We start from the raw sequence: 16861 nt of genomic DNA on the forward strand, positions 1-16861 counted from the left end.
GAAGCTTAGGACTCGATCTTTTGCGCAACTGAAACCGTGAAAATACCGAACTCATCGATACATTGGTCAATTTTCTTAAAGCCTGCTTGTTCGACCAGTGCATCCATTTCCGCTTGTGAGCGTAGGCGCATGACCCACGCTTCGCCTTGACGATGCGACGTGAGCGCGCGGGCAATAAATTCCTGCTGTGGATGCCAGATCTGTCCGGTATAAATCAGATAGCCATCTTTTAACATGGCTTTATTCAGTCCCGTCAGAGATTGACGTAATAGATCGTTATCACTGAACAGCTCATATAAACCTGAAACAACGGCCAAAGAGGCTTTAGGCTTAATGCTTGCCAGCGATTCAGTATCAAAGGCATCCGCTTGGACAAAATTGGCAATTTGGCTTAAGCCTCTTTCCTGAATTAAGGCTTGTCCAGCTTCAACATTGAGTGCGCTATAGTCACGGAGTAGAATGGATTCAGGTAGTTTAGGCAGCTGTGCAACGGCATCGAGAATATAACGCCCATGCCCAGCGGCAATATCCAAAATACGGACAGGCTTGCGTTTTTTAATCAATAAGGCCGCATACTTTTCTAGTAACGTTTCAATATTTTGTTTGCGAGTGCGAATACCGCGCCAACCTATCGCATTTAAATACTGTTGATCAATGATTTTACCGAGTAGGTTCTGGCTTTCGGACTGATTGCGATAAACAAAGTCTAAGGTACTGCCAGAGTCATAACCTGTTTCTTCGCCAATTTTGAGCCCTTTTGAAAATTGACTACCGAATTTGAGTTGACGTTGGGTCAGATTCCAAAACAATTGCTTCAGGGATGTTTTTGGTAGTGCTTGGCTAAACTGTTCCGCCGTAGAACAACTGGCACCAATTTTATCAGCATTTAAAACAGCAGGAAGCTGATAAGGTTCAGCAAAACATTGCAGGATAAAACGTCTGACTTTTTGTACGGCAACATCTCGGTTTTGTTCACCTAAGGTATCGTGAAAGAAACCTTCGAGTACATGAAACTCTTTATTGGGATGTGCCAAACGTTCATAGAATTCTCTTTGCGGTTTTTGTTGTACTACAAAATCTGCACCTGAACAGAGTACTTGGGTCGGGACATAGATATTTTGCGCATCTGCAACCAAACGCTCGGCAGCATCATAAAGTCCAAGCAACATGCGCACTGAAATTGCTCGGGCAATTTTCGGATCATGATCATATTGCTGTGCACGTTGAGCATCATGCGTCAGCATTTTGGCTTTGACATAACTTTGAATGAAAAAATTACCACGTAATTTATTCAGTACAGTCAGTCCTTGTCGGGCAAAGGGTACATATAACTTAATATCAAAGGCAGGAGATGCTAAACACAAGGCACGAATTTTAGGTGCATAGTCATGTACCCATGTTGCAGCCATTACCGCGCCGACACTTTGCCCAATAATCGCAATATGCTCAGGGGTTATGGCATAGGTGGCTTCGATATGCTGGATGAAAGATTGAATATCTTTGACGCAAGCAGAAAAACTCGGTGCATCACCACGTTCACCAGGAGATTCACCGTGACCGCGAGCATCCCATGCAAAAAAATCAAAGTTAGGAAGATTCAACTCTTCAACCAAGTGTTCCATCCGTCCAGAATGCTCATGCCCACGGTGAAACATTACAATGGCTTTTTTCTCAGGGTTATTTGGTGAAGCCCAGTGTTGATAGAACAGGGATGTACCATCATGGCTGGCAAAATATTGCTGACTATTGTTGTAATGCATGTTTTATAGTCCTGAAGATGAATTGAAATGAATAGTTAAGTGATTTAGATTGCGTTACGAATGCGGTTATAGAGGGTAATGAAAAGCAAAACCAGAATGACAGCCAATAGCCCATTGCTAATGAGTTGTTGTAATTTAAAGGTGAGATGTTCTGAAAAAGATTGGCTCAGTACATAAAAAATTGCCAAGAGACTAAACCAGAAGGCACGGTCACTTTTCCCCATCGGTCCATCATAACGACGCTCTTGACCCACAATCGGAGCCATCACTCCAGCATATTCAGTTAAGATGGCTAAAAATACGACCATAAAAAGTAAAGGTGCATAAATACAGCTCATCACTATAAAGCAAAGATAAAGCGCCGTATCAGAGATCACATCACACAGTTCATTTAGATAAGCACCGAGTTTGGATTGCTGCTTAAATTCGCGGGCTAACATGCCATCAATCGCATTAAATGCCATCCGAACCAACATCCATACTGGAATTAGCAGGAAATATGCAGCATTTGCAGTAGCTTCTTTCTGAAATATATAGACTAAAACCCCTGCGACAAGCAGTGAGATGAACATAGCAAATAGTGTCACCTGATTTGCATTTATGCCATGTTGATTCAAGCGACGAACCAAAGGTCGCAATAAATTTTGAAATGCAGGTTTGAGCTGATAAATAGAGGGCATTGGAATTATTAAGTATCGTGTTCTGGCTAAATTGTACTCATTTCAGTTGCCTTAATACAAGCGGAGTGCCATTTAAAAGGCAATAGCCTAAGCAGAGTTCACATTTCCTCTCTTAAAAGCCTATAATTATTGGGTTTATCTCTAACGTAGACGAAAAATGACACCAGCCTGTAAATTATTAAAAAGCAAAAAAATTGATTTCTCCATTCATGAATATGAACATGATGCAAATGCCAAAAGCTTTGGTTTAGAAGCTGCTGAAAAATTGAATTTAAAAGTTGAAGAAGTATTCAAAACTCTGCTCGTGACCGATGATAAGAACTATTACGTTGCAGTTCTACCCGTTCATCATTTATTAAACTTAAAGAAAGTGGCTACGGCAGTAGGGGCAAAAAAACTGCACATGGCTGATCCTAAAGATGCAGAACGCTTAACGGGGTACTTGGTCGGTGGTATTAGTCCTGTGGGGCAGAAGAAAAGATTGAAAACCGTAATTGATGAAAGTGCTCAAGCCTTGGAAAAAATCTATGTCAGTGGTGGTAAGCGTGGTCTGGATATTGGTTTAGCACCACAAGATTTGAGTATTGTGCTGGGCGCTGTATTTGCTGACGTCGCGGATAACTGATTTTGTTGATTTATGGAATTTTATAGAGCGCAATTCAAAAGCTTAGTCCCATTTACGTAGTTTGCTTACTGAGCAAAGATGGCGTAGTATGGCTACTCAAAATTGGATACGTTTTGATATCCGTGTTGGCATTCAACATCTATTGTAATGCCGATGATCTACAAGCTTTGCTGATGTAAATATTCTAAGTTCATAGGCAAAATGCCTCTTTATTGAATAAATCCTATACTCCCTAAAGGTCTTATTTATGAAATACTTTTTGTTTGCAAAGGCTTAATATATGAGTAATTAAGTTGATTTTTGTTGATGGCTGGACAACAGCAAGAGCCATAAATGGCGATGAAATACGTGTGAAAATTATCCCTCTGAAGAGAAAGCAAAATAATTCATTTGGTGCTAGTTGGGTAGAAGTTGGTAAACAGATTGAATTTGAGTCTGGCGAAAAATGTGCCCTCAATCTTGACGGTAAATCATTTTATTTTGGTTTAAATAAGCTCTATAAGTTAAAATCACTATCTTTTAACAAATAAAAGAGATATAGTATTGGGTATTAGAAGAATAATTTTATTGTGTTTACTGATTGTATTGTGTTGTTGATTTTCATCCTTCATTTTATCTAAGGTTTATGTTTAATAAATTATTTTCTATTCTTAGCTCAATCATATAGGAAATATATTATGTCTAATTTAACGACTGGTACTGTAAAGTGGTTTAACGAAACTAAAGGTTTTGGCTTTATTGCTGCTGATAATGGTGAAGATGTATTCGCTCATTTTAGCGAAATCCAAACTAATGGCTTCAAAACTTTACAAGAAGGTCAACGAGTACAATTCACTGTTACTGCAGGGAAAAAAGGTGCTCAAGCAAGTGGTATCACGGCAATCTAATTTGTCTGAACTGCTTAAGCCAAAAAGCTCGCATTATGCGGGCTTTTTTAATGAGTAATTAATAGGTGCTAGCAAGAACGTTTTATTGTATTACTCTAAATTGGATTGATTTTTGCACAATAAATAATTAATTTTAAATAAAGTTTGCTTTTGTAGTTATTAGGGCGTATAAAGTCAACTCGTTGATGCGGGATGGAGCAGTCTGGTAGCTCGTCGGGCTCATAACCCGAAGGTCGTTGGTTCAAATCCAGCTCCCGCTACCAACGAGAAAAGATTCAAAGTTTATAGCCCAGTCTTCCTAGATTGGGTTTTTTTATGCCTGCTGAATTAGATTGGTTCAATCACAATAATTCCAAACTCTTATATCTGTAGGTGTTAACTCAATCGACCGTTATTTTCTACTAATTTTATCCTACTAGTTATTTGTGCTTAATTCAGGTACAAGTAAGCAAGGTATAGTATTAGAACAATAGAGGATAAATACGTGAGTGACCTGAACTTAGAATTTTTAGACCAGACCATAGATAAGTACGAAGCAAAAAATAAAAAAATTAAGAAAATCCGAGTTGGCTATAAGCTCTATGCAAAATTTATGGCAGATCAAAAGTTTGCAGATGAAGTGATTAATTCGGCATTAGATCCAGACAAGCGTTGTTATCGAGGCGTAAAAGTTAAAATTACCCATGACGATTATGAATTGACCTTTTTAATGAAAAATTAATATGGTGTTTTGAGCCAATTTTTTGACCTACTCAATTTGCAGTAGGTTTTTTATTTTCAGTGCTTTAGAAATCCAGAGATCAATACTAAACTTACATAAAGTTACTTAACCTTTAATAAATAAAACAAAAAATAAGCAAATGTTGATTTTTTTGAGTGAATTTTAATCAAAATTATTTCATATCGTGTCATTTTTACTCAGCTATGGTGTTTTTGATTAGGCTAAAAGCTGTACATAACAATAATTTGAGGAGCATAAATGCTGAAATTTCATGATGATGTGATTTTGGGTGCAATTTTTGATATGGATGGAACAATGTTTGATACTGAGCGACTTCGGTTTCAAACATTGAAACAGGCATCTCAAGAACTGATAGGACAATCATTTTCCAATGACTATTTAATGGCGTGTCTTGGACTGAGTGCCAAAACTGCACATGCCTTGGCAAAGGAAACTTATGGCGTTGATATTCCTTATGCCGAAATCCGTAAACGTGCCGATGAATTGGAGTTAGAGTCCGTACGCAGCTATGGTGTGCCCATTAAAAAAGGGCTGGTTCAAGTTCTTGAGCGTTTAAGAAAGTCTGGTTTACGTATGGCGGTCGCTACGTCTAGTCGCCGTGCCATTGCAGAAGAATATCTGATTAATGCCAATGTATATAAATTCTTTGATGTAGTGGTGTGTGGCGATGAAGTGGAGAAAGGCAAACCTCATCCTGAAATCTTTCTGACTGCGGCTGAAAAACTAAATCTTAATCCTGAACATTGCTTAATGTTTGAAGATTCTGAAAATGGTGTAACTTCTGCCTTTGAAGCCAAAGGTATTACGGTTTTATTCAAGGATATTAAACCTGCTAATGCCAACATGCGTGCCAAAGCCAATTACTATTATGAATGTATGTATGATTGTCTGGCTGATTTAGATGGTTTTACTGAAAAACAGGATTTGCCACAGTTACAAGACTCCTTTCCGCAAACCCTGAATCAATTGACCGTGGGTATTCATGGCTTTGGCGCCATTGGTGGTGGCTATTTGGCGCAAATCCTGTCGCATTGGGATGGCTACACGCGCCCTAAACGTATCTTGGCATCGACACGAAATGGTTTATTCCGTGAAGCCGTCAATGCCTTTGGGGGCTACTGCATTCGCTATGGGCAAATCTCCCATGATGAGTCGATTCAAAATATGACTGTGATTGATGCGGATGATGACGCACAAATGACCGACATGTATGTTGAGTCCAGTCTCATCGCCGTGTGTTTACCTGAAAACGCTTTGGCAGATGAAGTAAAGATGATTGCCAAAGGTCTGTATGAGCGACATACACGTCAAGCGGGACAATCAAAAGAGCCGCTGACTCTTTTGATTATTTTGAATAAGGTGAATGCCAAACAGCTATTTCTGGATTACTTGCGACAAGCCTTGAATGAATTAACCAGTGTGGCCATTACTGAGCAAATTCTGCAACAGCATTTTTTCTGCGATACTGTCGTAAACCGTATGGTGTCTAAACTGAGTCAAAAGAATCTATATCGTCAACTCAAAATTAAATATAGTATTTTTAAACAGTTTCAAGAAGAAGCTGAAACTGACCATGTCGATGTTGATGAAAGTACTCAGCTCGACTCGACTCAAGAACATCAAGCGTCTTTGTATATTGAAGATTTACGCCGCAATTTCCAACCCAGCCATATTTTACAGAGTATGGATTTGATTTTATTCCATGCCGAATTGGACATGCCGATTTATGTGGAAAATCAAAGTCCTTTGTTGAATAAAATGAGACAAATGATTCTGGTCGATGATATTACGGAAATTCAGCTGATTAAGAACCGCTTATGGAACGGAACACATGCCATGATGGCGTGGTATGCCAGCCTATTGGGACATGAAACGATTGGTATCGCCATGGGGGATGTTCGGATACAGCAGTTTAGTCAGCAAGTCTTAGCACAAGTTAAGCAAGGTCTGTTGCTTCAACTACCGCATCGGGAAGCAGACTTAAACCGTTTGGCACAGAGTTTTATGGAATCCTGTAAATTTGCCTTTAAAGACCCGTGCTCACGTGTCGCACGTGATCCTCTACGTAAGTTAGAGTCTGGTGAACGTGTTTTATCTTCCATTCAGCAGCAAATCTTGAGTGGACAACCTCATGATCAACTGATTGCAGGTGCGGTATTGGGTTATGCCTATGCGGTTTTGCATGATCAAATGGTTTTGGATGATGTAATGCACGCGATGCAAAATGAAGTAGAGAACATGTTACTCACTATTCCACAGCAAAAAGCGTTACTGATGCAATTAAAGAATGGCTTAGCTCATTTGCTACAGCATCCCGATCAATTTGATCCCAAGCAAGTTTTAATGGAATCAAATGCTACATCTGCTGTTTGTGCATAATTTGAGTTATTTTCTGCATAAGTTGAATATTTATAAACTTTGCTTTGCATGAGTTGAGCAAATAACGTGTTTTAATATCACTTTGAAGTTTAAAGTGATATTAAACGTGTTGTTAGATCACATTCGTCATGTTGTTCCAACGATTCGCCGTGATTATCCAGAATGGCATCATGGTCGGGAACGGTATGCGTTGTGGTATATCGAAATTCAAAATCCAGACTTGATTTCGTATCTTAATCAAGTTCAAGATTATTTCTCAGAATATTTACTCCTTCCTAATACACGTCAGTTTCATATCACACTGTTTATTTGTGGTTTTTTAACCACAGATCAGGCAAAAGATCAGGCAAATTTTGATGATGATTTCACTCAAGCCCAATTCCAACAACAATTTCAGCGCTTAAAATCACAGCTATCTCAAAAAATTAAACTCAAAATAGGTGGTCTGAATAGTTTCAGTAGTGCTTTATATCTTAAGGTTATCGATACAGACTCGGCTTTAGCACATATCAGAGCGCAATGTGCCCAGTTTAGTGATGAAGTTGCGGCATTAAGCTATTGTCCGCATATTACCGTGGGTTTATATAATGCCGCATTTCCTAGCCAAAGCATTTTAGACAAAATGGTAGCATTTCCTGCTCGACAGTTTGAAATCGAGATTAGCCAGATCAAGTTTGGTTATTATAAAGCACAAGAATTACAAGGTCCTTTACATGCTATACAGAGCATTTCATTAGGTGACGTATGTTGCAACTCATATTAGGGGGTGCCCGCTCAGGCAAAAGTCGTTTGGCTGAACAGACTGCACAAGATTCGGGGCTTCAGGTTCACTACGTGGCAACGGCTCAGGCTTTAGATGCTGAAATGCAGCTGCGGATTCAACATCATCAAGCACAGCGGCCTGCATATTGGCAATTGAGCGAAGAGCCGCTGTATTTAGCCGATTGTTTGCAGCGGATTGATGCACCAGAACAGCTGATTCTGGTGGATTGTCTGACCTTATGGATGACCAATCTGTTACTGGCGGATGATCCAAGCTTACTGTCCCAACAAATGCAGAAATTACTTGAAGTTTTACCGACTTTATCTTCCACCATCATTTTGGTGAGTAATGAAACGGGCTTAGGGGTTGTGCCTATGGGGGAGCTGAGTCGTAAATTTGTGGATGAATCAGGGCGACTGCATCAACAGTTGGCACAGCTTGCCAACAAGGTGGTGTTCTGTGTGGCGGGATTATCAATGCAATTAAAAGGAGACAAATCATGAGTTGGTGGTTAGAGGCGTGTCAACAGCCGAATGAGGCAGCAAAACAAAGTGCAGAAGCGCGCCAGTTACAACTCACCAAGCCCACTGGCTCTTTGTCCGAGTTAGAGCGTATCGCAGTTTTATTGGCGAGTTTGCAGAATACCGATGAGCCTGATATTCAAGCGCCGTGGATTAGCATTTTTGCTGGTGATCATGGGGTGATGGAAGAAAATATTTCAGCTTATCCTCAAGCAGTTACGCGTCAAATGCTGCTGAATTTCACTACGGGCGGTGCATGTATTAGTGTCATTGCCAAAGAGTATGCTGCAACTTTACAAGTGATTGACTGCGGTACGGTGGGTGATGCTTATCAATATCCACATGTAGAGACGCATTGTATTGCCCCAGGTACAGCCAATTTTGCTAAACAGCCTGCAATGACGGAAGCACAGTGTATTGCTGCTATGAAATTGGGTCTGCAAAATGTAGAGCGTGCAGTAAAGGAACATGCTTCTATCTATGTGGCGGGTGAAATGGGGATTGGCAATACCTGTTCGGCTTCTGCTTTGGCATGTATGTTACTGAATGAAGCGGCCGAACAACTTACAGGTGTCGGTACAGGCATTCGTGCAGAACAGTTAGCACATAAAAAACAAGTGATTGATCGTGCCGTGGCATTACATCGTGAATATGTGCAGCAAGATGCCTTTAAAGCACTCTGTGCCGTGGGTGGTTTAGAAATTGCTGCAATGGTTGGTGCCTATATTCGCTGTGCGCAATTAGGTATGCCAATGGTGGTCGATGGCTTTATCAGTACTGCTGCAGCACTGGTTGCAGTCAAACTGAATCCTGTGGTACGTGAATGGATGCTGTTTGGGCATCAATCGGCCGAATATGGACATCTACGTTTATTGCAAGAGTTAAATGCAGAACCGATTTTAAAACTGAATTTACGTTTGGGTGAAGCCAGTGGTGCTGGTGCAGCACTTGGGATTATTAAACTGGCATGCCACTTACATAATCAAATGGCAACATTTGCTGAAGCCGCCGTGATTGGTGAGAAAATTTAGGGGATTAGACATGCATTTGCAGATTGATCTATTACGACATGGGGAAAGTGAACTGAGTCATACGCTACGCGGTTCACTGGATGATGCGCTGACGGCTCAAGGTTGGCAACAGATGCTCAGTAGTATAGATCAATCTCAAACTGTATCTTTACCTCGGCCTCAGCAGTGGGATGTGGTCTTTTCCTCACCCTTACAGCGTTGTCGTATATTTGCGGAACACATCGTTAAAGAGCGGGATATCCCACTCATACTGGATCAAAGTCTACAAGAAATGCATTTTGGCGATTGGGAAGGACAGTCGATCCAAGGGTTGTATGAACAATTTCCTGAAACTTTGGCAGACTTTTGGCAGAAACCTACGCAGACCATACTTCCCAAGGCGGAAAGCATGCAGCAGTTCCATCTCAGAGTAAGTACAGCAATGATGAATATACAGCAGCAGATGCAAAGTCAGGGTTGGCAATCTGCATTGGTGGTCACGCATGGCGGGGTCATTAAACTGTTAAAGTGTATGGTCTTACAGCAACCCTTGGATGATGTGTTGAAAATGACGGCTGAATTGGGGCAGCTCAGCTCTTTTAGCTGGGATACGGTTACACAGACCTTGGCTTTGCAGGAGTTAACATGACTCCATTTCTGATTGCTTTACAGTTCTTGACTACGTTACGAATTCAACTTAAAGAAATACCGACGGCTCAGCAGAATGCAAATTCGATTTTATTCTATCCTGTGGTCGGTTTAATCATCGGGCTGATCTTATATGTTGTGTCGCTAATGCTGTCAGGATTGCCTACAGTTTTGCTTTCAAGCCTGATTCTGGTGTTTTGGATCTGGCTTACAGGTGGCTTACATCTGGATGGTTTGGCGGATACCGCAGATGCATGGGTAGGAGGCTTTGGCGATAAAGAGCGTACCCTTAAGATTATGAAAGACCCGAGTTGTGGTCCCATTGGAGTGCTTAGTTTAATTATTGTCTGTGTCTTAAAATGGGCAGCGCTGTATGTATTACTGGAACAGAAAGCAGCACTCGCTTTATTGCTGTTTCCCTTGCTTGGGCGAACCATTCCTTTGGCACTCTTTGTGAATACACCATATGTGCGTTCCAATGGTTTGGGTTCGAGTATTGCTGCGCATTTGCCTAAACGCCGTGTCTATTGGGTTATTGGATTAAGTTTAAGCCTTGTTATGTATTTCTTAGGCTTGGGTCTGCTTATAGGTCTGGCATGGGTTGTAACATTTATTCATCTACGTACTAAGTTCCTGCAACGTCTTGGAGGCATTACAGGAGATACGATTGGTGCAAGTATCGAGCTGAGCGAAACAGTTTGCTTATTGGTGTTTGTCATAGGTCTGAGTTATCTACCAATGAGCACCTTGTTTTAAGGGTTCTTGATAAAAAAATTAGCCTAAGCAACGCAAGACTAGATGAATTAAGCTTGGCCCGAGGATCACCATAAAAACACCTGCCAAAACCATGGTTAAAGAAGCAATTACGCCTTCTTCATGGTGCCGCATAAACGCCTTACTGGTGCCGAAGCCATGTGCTGCATTGCCTAGCGAAGCGCCCTGAGCAAAGGCGGAGTTCAGTTTTAACAGCAGTAAAACAGTATCTCCCAAAAGTACGCCTGCAATCCCTGTAATCATGGTAAATAAAATCACCAGTTCGACTGAGCCGCCAATATGCGAGGTCAGTTCCATGGCAAAGGCGGTAGAGATTGAGCGGGACATCAGGCTATAAGTGGTTTGGCTGTCAAAATGAAACAGCTTCGCCAAATAAAAGGCACTAATTACACCAGCACTCATTCCAATCACAATACCCAGACTGATTGAAAACAGATGTTCGCGAATTAATTGACGATATTCATAGATTGGAATCGCAAAGGCGATGGTTGCGGGTCCAAGCATCCAGACAATCCAGTGATTATCAGTCATATAGGTGTCATAGGAGATATGAAAACCCGACAAGATTAAAATCAGCACAAAAGGAACCAGCATTGCAGGGGAGAGCAACATATAGGGATAACGACGATAAAGCTTTTTCGCCAAGATGTAGCCGATAATGGTTGCTATAAAACAAAAGAGCGCCGTGATGTTCATGAGTGTACTTCCACTTTCGCCTGACGATGATTTTGCTTTTGCTGAAGTTTACGTTCGAGCTTAAAACCAAAATGTACGCTGTATGCTGTCATGACCATAACGCAGATAGTGCCCAAGATAACCGCGAGAATGAGCTGCCAGCCTTGAGTGATAAAGAGCTGCTTATATTTCACTAAGCCCACCACACAGGGAATAAACATCAACACCAATTCGGCAAGAATGAAATCTGCGCCCGATTTAATCCATACTAATTTCATCATGCCAGACATTAGGGCAAGCAAAAGCAGGATTAGTCCAATCACACCTGCAGAAATAGGAAGATGGAAATATTGCTGGATCAAGGCACTAATCCACCATAGCCCAATTAAAAACAAAAGTTGAGCAGTGACTTTTAAAAGATAGTGTAATTTTGCTGTATTGGGAGAGGACATGACATAACAAGTTTAATCAACAGGTAGTTATTGTAGAATTGACCTGCTGTTTGAATTATGAATAATAAAAAAATAATTATGCAAATATGGAATATTTGGTGTGGATATCAAAAGCCTACAGATTTTTGCCACGCTTGTAGAAACGAAGAGTTTCACTGTAGCCGCGGAACAGCTGAATTTAACCCAACCAACCATCAGTAAAGCGATGCGTGCTCTAGAAGAGCAATTGGGTGTTATGCTGTTGCATAAAGGGGAAGCTGGGAGGAAACGCGGAGTAGCACTGACCTATGTAGGGCAGCAAGTGTATGAACATGCCTTAATAATCCTTAATGAGCAGCAGCGTATTTTTGATACAGTGACGCAAGTACGAGGCTTAAAGAAAGGTAAGCTAACTATCGGTCTACCGCCTTTGGCTGCCATGATGTTGAGTACTGTGATTGCCAAGTTCCATAGTCAGTATCCACATATCGAGCTGAATTTTCTGGAAGTTGGTGCGACAGGCATCGAAGAAGCGATTTTTCGTAAAGAGGTCGATGCTGGTGTCGTGATGGGAGACTTGAAACCCTTACTCAGCGGTTTTGAAATTATTAACTCACCCATTTGTCTATTGGCAAAGAAAAACTCACATTGGCGCAAAAAATCACAAATCAAACTGATTGAGCTTCAAGAAGAGTCCTTTCTGCTGTATGCCAATACCTTTACCCTGAACAATGTGATTATACAGGCTGCGCAGTCAGTGGGTTTCGAGCCGAAAGTGGCTTGTCGCAGTAGCCAATGGGACTTTATTGCCAAGCTAGTTGAATCTAATGTCGGAATTGCCTTACTGCCGCAAGCCTATTGTGAGCGATTGAACAGTGATGAGTTTCATATTGCCTTGTTGACAGAGCCGAAGATCAATTGGAATTTAAAAATGGCTTGGAATAGTAGTGTCACAATGACACCAGCAACAAGAGCTTGGCTGAATATCATTCAAGATAATCTGGAAAGTATTCATTTCTAGTATAAATCATACATGGGTGATAAATAGACAGCCCAGTGAAATGTATTAAGATAAAGTCACACCTGATGAATAGGGATGGAGTACGTAACGAATTTCCTATCCAATTATGAGCGTCAGTCGGTTTTATGACGGAATGATTCCTAAAATTGCTACACGTGCTTTTCGCCATGTAATTCAACACGCATGCGCCGTGTAAAAGAGGTGTATGTAAAAGATCATCAGATGCTGCAACGTAAGATTGATGGTCAAGAGCTTGTGTTAAAAGATCTTTTGCAGGCTTATATGCCAGTTGCGCAGCTTCCAAAAACCTTTAAACGGAAAAAACATGAGCTAACTGTATAAGTTAGGCCTCAACTTAGACCGTATGTTTGCTGGTCCAAAAGGTTCTGGGAAAAGCACCTTCAAAGAATATTCATTACTAACATCATATCGGTGCTTATTTAAATGCTGATGAATTGGAAGCTGAATTAAAATCTACTGCGTAGCTTAATCTGAATACATATCATCCCGCTTATTGGTATCGACATTACTTGAATTTTTAAAAGAAAAACAATGACCGACGACGGGATTAGCGGGTTTATTACACACGAGCCTGTATTGCTTAGCCCTCAGTTAATTCAGTTCCAACCAGAAGCAATCGATTCCTATCTATGCGAGCGTATCACAGACTTTATTCGCTTAAAGAGCAGTTTTCATTTTGAAGCAGTCATGTCTCATATATCAAAGGTTGAGTTTTTACATTTAGCAGAACAACAAGGATATAGAACCTATTTGTATTTTGTGTCTACGGTTGGCCCTGAGATTAATATTGCGCGGGTACAATATAGAGTCACTCAGGGCGGGCATGGTGTACGGTGTACCCGAACATAAGACTCGTGAGCGTTATTACAGAAGTATGGATTTGTTGATGCAACAGACCGAACATATTTTTTGATAATTCATCGAATGGGGGAAATGCAGCATTTCTTGCTGAAATTGAGCAAGCTGAAACGCTAAAATTGAATCCTGGTTCGGAAGAATTGCTTAAATGGTTTGCAGATAAAGTCTTAATCGAATTCGAAAGGTGGGTTTGAGTAAAATTCATACAAAATTGCTCTTGAATAATTTACAAATAAACATATTATAAAAACATATATTGTTTTAAGTGGAACGCAGAAAATGCATGACTATCTAACCGCTTTTATCGGTGGAACACTACTTGGTGTATCCGCCGTGGGTTATTTGTGGGTCAATGGTCGTATTGCAGGAATTAGCGGCCTGATTTCACAAGTGCTTAGCCCGAAAACCTTATTCAGTACTCCTGCGATTTGGTTCTTATTGGGTCTCATTATCGTGCCATTTGCGTATGGGGCAGTTACGCAACCGCAGATTCAGATTGAAAGTTCACCGTTCATTATGATTTTGGCGGGTTTATTGGTTGGATTTGGTACGCGACTCGGTTCTGGATGTACCAGTGGACATGGTATTTGCGGGATTAGTCGTTTATCGAAACGATCACTCATTGCAACAGCAACCTTTATGCTTGCTGGCGCCGTGACAGTGTTTGTAATGCGTCATATTTTTGGAGCATAAACATGAAAAATATATTTGCCTTTATTTTTGGTGGTTTATTTGCCACAGGTTTGATGTTTTCAGGTATGGCGAATCCGCAAAAAGTGCTGAATTTTCTTGATGTATTCGGGACTTGGGATGCTAGTTTGGCATTTGTGATGATAGGGGCTATTGCAGTCGCCTTTATTCCATTTCAAATATTGTCGAAACAACAAGCACCGAAAACGGTATTTAAAGAGCCTATCGTTTTTCCTAAAAATACCCAGCTTGACCCTAGATTAATCACAGGTAGTGCGATTTTTGGTATAGGTTGGGGATTGGCAGGCATCTGTCCAGCGCCAAGTCTGACCTTGGTGGGTTTGGGTCATTATCAGGCGTTTTATTTCATTATTGCCATGGCAATCGGTGTTATTGTGTATAACAAAACATTGGGAGCAAAATTATGATAAATCAGCCAGTTGTAAAAGCTTTTTTTGATCAAGAGACCAATACTTTTAGTTATGTGGTGAGTGATCCAGTCAGTCAGCAATGCGCAATTATAGATAGTGTGCTGAATTATGACGCGGCATCTGCAACGACCAATACAACTTCGGCTGATGAAATTATTGCCTATATCCACCAAAATAGCCTAAGCGTAGCGTGGATCCTTGAAACACACGTCCATGCAGACCATATGACGGCTTCCCAGTACCTCAAACAACAGGTGGGGGGAGTGGTCGCTATGAGTGAAAAAATAGCGATTGTGCAGGATACTTTTACAGCGATTTATCATATCGAGCCAAAACATTTTAATTCAACACGCTCATTTGACTATTTGTTTAAGGATGGCGAGCATTTCAAAATTGGCGAGTTACAAGCGTATAATATTCCAACACCTGGGCATACGCCAGCTTGCCTAAGTTATGTGATTGGTGATGCTGTATTCGTCGGTGATACGCTATTTATGCCTGATTACGGTACAGCACGCTGTGATTTTCCTAAAGGCAGCGCGGAAACTTTGTATGATTCTGTGCAAAAACTATATGCTTTAGATGATCAAACCCGCGTGTTCCTATGCCACGACTATTTGCCTGAAGGTCGCGATCATTTTGTTTATGAAACCAGTATTGCGGAACAAAAACAGCATAACATTCATATTCATGCAGGCACTGAAAAAGCAGATTTTGTCCAAATGCGTAATCAACGCGATGCGACTTTGGCGATGCCAAAACTGATTTTACCTTCTATACAAATCAATATGTACGCTGGACACTTTCCTGAGCCAGAAACCAATGGGATTTGTTACTTGAAAATTCCATTTAATTTTTTCAAAGCTAAAGCATAAACATCAAATAAATATACAAAAAATCAAGGATAATACACCGCTATTATCCCTGATTTTTTGTGTTTATATAAATAGCCTAAGCAAATTTATTGATTATTTTATATTGAAAAGCCACTATATATAAAAATACCTGATAGAAGTACCATGATTCTTAATTATCAAATACAGCAAACAGAGCAACCAAGCGGTTTAGAGCCGATTGTACTTATACATGGCTTATTTGGCAGTTTGAGTAATCTAGGCATGTTAGCTCGGGCTTTTGATCAACGCACCGTAATACAGCTAGATGTGCGTAATCATGGTTTATCTGGGCATAGTGAACAGATGAATTATGATTTGATGGCACAAGACGTGTTAGACACCCTAGATGAGCTAAATATCCAAAAATTTTCCCTTATTGGACATTCCATGGGTGGAAAAATCTGCATGAAAGTAGCGAAGAAGGCTGAAAATCGTGTAGTTCGTCTAGTTGTGTTAGATATTGCACCATTTGCTTATCAAGAAAACCATCATGAGCAAATTTTTAAAGCATTATTTGCTGTACAGGAAGCTGCACCACAATCTCGTTTAAAAGCGACAGAAATCATGAAGCAATTCGTTGATGAAGATATGGTGATTCAATTCTTAGTAAAATCTTTTCATCAAGGGAAATGGCGCTTTAATTTAAATGCAATTTTTGCGCATTATTCAGAAATATTGTCTTGGAAAGAAATAAGTCCATATACAAACCCAGTATTGTTCCTGCGCGGTGGTGTATCTCCATATATACATAAGCTAGAGCATTTTGAGGCGATTCAACATCAATTCCCAAATGCGCAAGTTAAAGAGATTTTAAATGCTGGCCATTGGTTACATGCCGAGAAAACAGATGAAGTGTTGCGTGAGATACAGAACTTTTTGAAAGCGTAAAACATGATGTACGGCGATCTTGTTTATGCAAGATCGCATATCTAGAGTTTATATAGTTAGATTATATTGATTTCGTATAATGTATATTATGTTAAATAACGTATCAAAGACTGTAGCCTTCACAACGCAGTTGTTGCTACAGCTCGACATCATGAATCTAC

General features: G+C 40.4%; 20 protein-coding genes, 1 tRNA gene and 1 pseudogene. 18 read left to right on the top strand and 4 right to left on the bottom strand.

Annotated features, from left to right (window positions below; translation table 11 throughout):
- Positions 1 to 5: 5 nt before the first annotated feature.
- Both MKI85_RS04200 and MKI85_RS04205 read right to left on the bottom strand, forming a co-directional pair.
- Positions 6 to 1760 carry a bifunctional alpha/beta hydrolase/class I SAM-dependent methyltransferase gene (locus MKI85_RS04200; RefSeq protein ID WP_241625283.1) on the bottom strand — a complete coding sequence of 585 codons (1755 nt, stop codon included), beginning with the start codon at positions 1758 to 1760 and terminating at the stop codon, positions 6 to 8.
- 44 nt (positions 1761 to 1804) lie between these two features.
- Positions 1805 to 2440: a CDP-alcohol phosphatidyltransferase family protein gene (locus MKI85_RS04205; RefSeq protein WP_241625285.1), complete on the bottom strand. Its 636-nt coding sequence runs from the start codon at positions 2438 to 2440 to the stop codon at positions 1805 to 1807.
- A 157-nt stretch (positions 2441 to 2597) separates the two neighbouring features.
- Between MKI85_RS04205 and ybaK the strand changes: the two genes are divergently transcribed.
- The 11 genes from ybaK to MKI85_RS04260 all read left to right on the top strand — a co-directional run bounded on the left by ybaK (position 2598) and on the right by MKI85_RS04260 (position 10771).
- Positions 2598 to 3065 carry a Cys-tRNA(Pro) deacylase gene (gene ybaK / locus MKI85_RS04210; protein ID WP_241625287.1) on the top strand — a complete coding sequence of 156 codons (468 nt, stop codon included), beginning with the start codon at positions 2598 to 2600 and terminating at the stop codon, positions 3063 to 3065.
- A 293-nt stretch (positions 3066 to 3358) separates the two neighbouring features.
- A complete protein-coding gene (locus MKI85_RS04215) occupies positions 3359 to 3595 on the top strand; it encodes a transposase (protein WP_241625288.1) in 237 nt (78 codons plus the stop codon).
- Positions 3596 to 3742: 147 nt separating this feature from the next.
- Positions 3743 to 3952, top strand: a complete 210-nt coding sequence (locus MKI85_RS04220; protein WP_016167826.1) for a cold-shock protein — start codon at positions 3743 to 3745, stop codon at positions 3950 to 3952.
- A 186-nt stretch (positions 3953 to 4138) separates the two neighbouring features.
- Positions 4139 to 4215, top strand: a tRNA-Met gene (locus tag MKI85_RS04225).
- A gap of 221 nt (positions 4216 to 4436) precedes the next feature.
- Entirely contained in the window at positions 4437 to 4673 is a 237-nt protein-coding gene (locus MKI85_RS04230; protein WP_241625290.1) for a hypothetical protein, read from the top strand.
- A 258-nt stretch (positions 4674 to 4931) separates the two neighbouring features.
- Positions 4932 to 7073 carry a bifunctional mannitol-1-phosphate dehydrogenase/phosphatase gene (mtlD, locus tag MKI85_RS04235; protein WP_241625291.1) on the top strand — a complete coding sequence of 714 codons (2142 nt, stop codon included), beginning with the start codon at positions 4932 to 4934 and terminating at the stop codon, positions 7071 to 7073.
- A 106-nt stretch (positions 7074 to 7179) separates the two neighbouring features.
- Positions 7180 to 7836, top strand: coding sequence for a 2'-5' RNA ligase family protein (locus MKI85_RS04240; RefSeq protein ID WP_241625293.1), 657 nt, complete (start codon positions 7180 to 7182; stop codon positions 7834 to 7836).
- Positions 7818 to 8339, top strand: a complete 522-nt coding sequence (gene cobU, locus MKI85_RS04245) for a bifunctional adenosylcobinamide kinase/adenosylcobinamide-phosphate guanylyltransferase (protein WP_241625295.1) — start codon at positions 7818 to 7820, stop codon at positions 8337 to 8339. The genes MKI85_RS04240 and cobU overlap by 19 nt, the downstream gene beginning before the upstream one ends.
- Positions 8336 to 9388 (top strand): nicotinate-nucleotide--dimethylbenzimidazole phosphoribosyltransferase, encoded by a 1053-nt coding sequence (gene cobT, locus MKI85_RS04250; RefSeq protein WP_241625298.1) that lies wholly within the window; start codon positions 8336 to 8338, stop codon positions 9386 to 9388. The genes cobU and cobT overlap by 4 nt, the downstream gene beginning before the upstream one ends.
- 10 nt (positions 9389 to 9398) lie before the next feature.
- Entirely contained in the window at positions 9399 to 10016 is a 618-nt protein-coding gene (locus MKI85_RS04255) for a histidine phosphatase family protein (RefSeq protein ID WP_241625300.1), read from the top strand.
- Positions 10013 to 10771 carry an adenosylcobinamide-GDP ribazoletransferase gene (locus tag MKI85_RS04260; protein WP_241625303.1) on the top strand — a complete coding sequence of 253 codons (759 nt, stop codon included), beginning with the start codon at positions 10013 to 10015 and terminating at the stop codon, positions 10769 to 10771. The genes MKI85_RS04255 and MKI85_RS04260 overlap by 4 nt, the downstream gene beginning before the upstream one ends.
- An 18-nt stretch (positions 10772 to 10789) precedes the next feature.
- Here MKI85_RS04260 and MKI85_RS04265 read toward each other — a convergent pair whose 3' ends face one another.
- A complete protein-coding gene (locus MKI85_RS04265; RefSeq protein ID WP_241625305.1) occupies positions 10790 to 11485 on the bottom strand; it encodes an LrgB family protein in 696 nt (231 codons plus the stop codon).
- A complete protein-coding gene (locus MKI85_RS04270; protein WP_241625306.1) occupies positions 11482 to 11916 on the bottom strand; it encodes a CidA/LrgA family protein in 435 nt (144 codons plus the stop codon). The genes MKI85_RS04265 and MKI85_RS04270 overlap by 4 nt, the downstream gene beginning before the upstream one ends.
- A gap of 100 nt (positions 11917 to 12016) precedes the next feature.
- On the opposite strand from MKI85_RS04270, the gene MKI85_RS04275 reads away from it, so the two are divergent.
- The 7 genes and pseudogenes from MKI85_RS04275 (at position 12017) to MKI85_RS04305 (ending at position 16700) form a co-directional block, all read left to right on the top strand.
- The gene (locus MKI85_RS04275; protein ID WP_241625308.1) at positions 12017 to 12916 is read left to right on the top strand and encodes a LysR family transcriptional regulator; all 900 of its coding nucleotides are present in this window, start codon (positions 12017 to 12019) and stop codon (positions 12914 to 12916) included.
- A 183-nt stretch (positions 12917 to 13099) separates the two neighbouring features.
- A complete protein-coding gene (locus MKI85_RS04280) occupies positions 13100 to 13258 on the top strand; it encodes a hypothetical protein (RefSeq protein WP_241625310.1) in 159 nt (52 codons plus the stop codon).
- 22 nt (positions 13259 to 13280) lie between these two features.
- Positions 13281 to 13989, top strand: a pseudogene (locus MKI85_RS04285) (zeta toxin).
- An 85-nt stretch (positions 13990 to 14074) separates the two neighbouring features.
- A complete protein-coding gene (locus MKI85_RS04290) occupies positions 14075 to 14488 on the top strand; it encodes a YeeE/YedE family protein (protein ID WP_241625312.1) in 414 nt (137 codons plus the stop codon).
- Between the two features lie 2 nt (positions 14489 to 14490).
- On the top strand, positions 14491 to 14913 hold the full coding sequence (locus tag MKI85_RS04295) for a YeeE/YedE family protein (protein ID WP_241625315.1): 423 nt from the start codon (positions 14491 to 14493) through the stop codon (positions 14911 to 14913).
- Positions 14913 to 15791: an MBL fold metallo-hydrolase gene (locus MKI85_RS04300; RefSeq protein ID WP_241625332.1), complete on the top strand. Its 879-nt coding sequence runs from the start codon at positions 14913 to 14915 to the stop codon at positions 15789 to 15791. Before MKI85_RS04295 ends, MKI85_RS04300 begins: the two co-directional genes overlap by 1 nt.
- A gap of 144 nt (positions 15792 to 15935) precedes the next feature.
- Positions 15936 to 16700 (top strand): alpha/beta fold hydrolase, encoded by a 765-nt coding sequence (locus MKI85_RS04305; RefSeq protein ID WP_241625318.1) that lies wholly within the window; start codon positions 15936 to 15938, stop codon positions 16698 to 16700.
- Positions 16701 to 16861: the final 161 nt, after the last annotated feature.

Origin of the sequence: Acinetobacter zhairuonensis (assembly GCF_022601715.1) — a bacterium.
In the GTDB taxonomy this organism is placed as follows: Bacteria; Pseudomonadota; Gammaproteobacteria; order Pseudomonadales; family Moraxellaceae; genus Acinetobacter.

Coding starts and splice junctions, on each gene's coding strand:
- MKI85_RS04280 (WP_241625310.1), top strand. CDS start 13,100: ATGCGCCGTGTAAAAGAGGTGTATGTAAAAGATCATCAGATGCTGCAA.
- ybaK (WP_241625287.1), top strand. CDS start 2,598: ATGACACCAGCCTGTAAATTATTAAAAAGCAAAAAAATTGATTTCTCC.
- MKI85_RS04260 (WP_241625303.1), top strand. CDS start 10,013: ATGACTCCATTTCTGATTGCTTTACAGTTCTTGACTACGTTACGAATT.
- MKI85_RS04295 (WP_241625315.1), top strand. CDS start 14,491: ATGAAAAATATATTTGCCTTTATTTTTGGTGGTTTATTTGCCACAGGT.
- MKI85_RS04220 (WP_016167826.1), top strand. CDS start 3,743: ATGTCTAATTTAACGACTGGTACTGTAAAGTGGTTTAACGAAACTAAA.
- MKI85_RS04270 (WP_241625306.1), bottom strand. CDS start 11,916: ATGTCCTCTCCCAATACAGCAAAATTACACTATCTTTTAAAAGTCACT.
- MKI85_RS04255 (WP_241625300.1), top strand. CDS start 9,399: ATGCATTTGCAGATTGATCTATTACGACATGGGGAAAGTGAACTGAGT.
- MKI85_RS04265 (WP_241625305.1), bottom strand. CDS start 11,485: ATGAACATCACGGCGCTCTTTTGTTTTATAGCAACCATTATCGGCTAC.
- MKI85_RS04290 (WP_241625312.1), top strand. CDS start 14,075: ATGCATGACTATCTAACCGCTTTTATCGGTGGAACACTACTTGGTGTA.
- MKI85_RS04205 (WP_241625285.1), bottom strand. CDS start 2,440: ATGCCCTCTATTTATCAGCTCAAACCTGCATTTCAAAATTTATTGCGA.
- MKI85_RS04305 (WP_241625318.1), top strand. CDS start 15,936: ATGATTCTTAATTATCAAATACAGCAAACAGAGCAACCAAGCGGTTTA.
- cobU (WP_241625295.1), top strand. CDS start 7,818: ATGTTGCAACTCATATTAGGGGGTGCCCGCTCAGGCAAAAGTCGTTTG.
- cobT (WP_241625298.1), top strand. CDS start 8,336: ATGAGTTGGTGGTTAGAGGCGTGTCAACAGCCGAATGAGGCAGCAAAA.
- mtlD (WP_241625291.1), top strand. CDS start 4,932: ATGCTGAAATTTCATGATGATGTGATTTTGGGTGCAATTTTTGATATG.
- MKI85_RS04200 (WP_241625283.1), bottom strand. CDS start 1,760: ATGCATTACAACAATAGTCAGCAATATTTTGCCAGCCATGATGGTACA.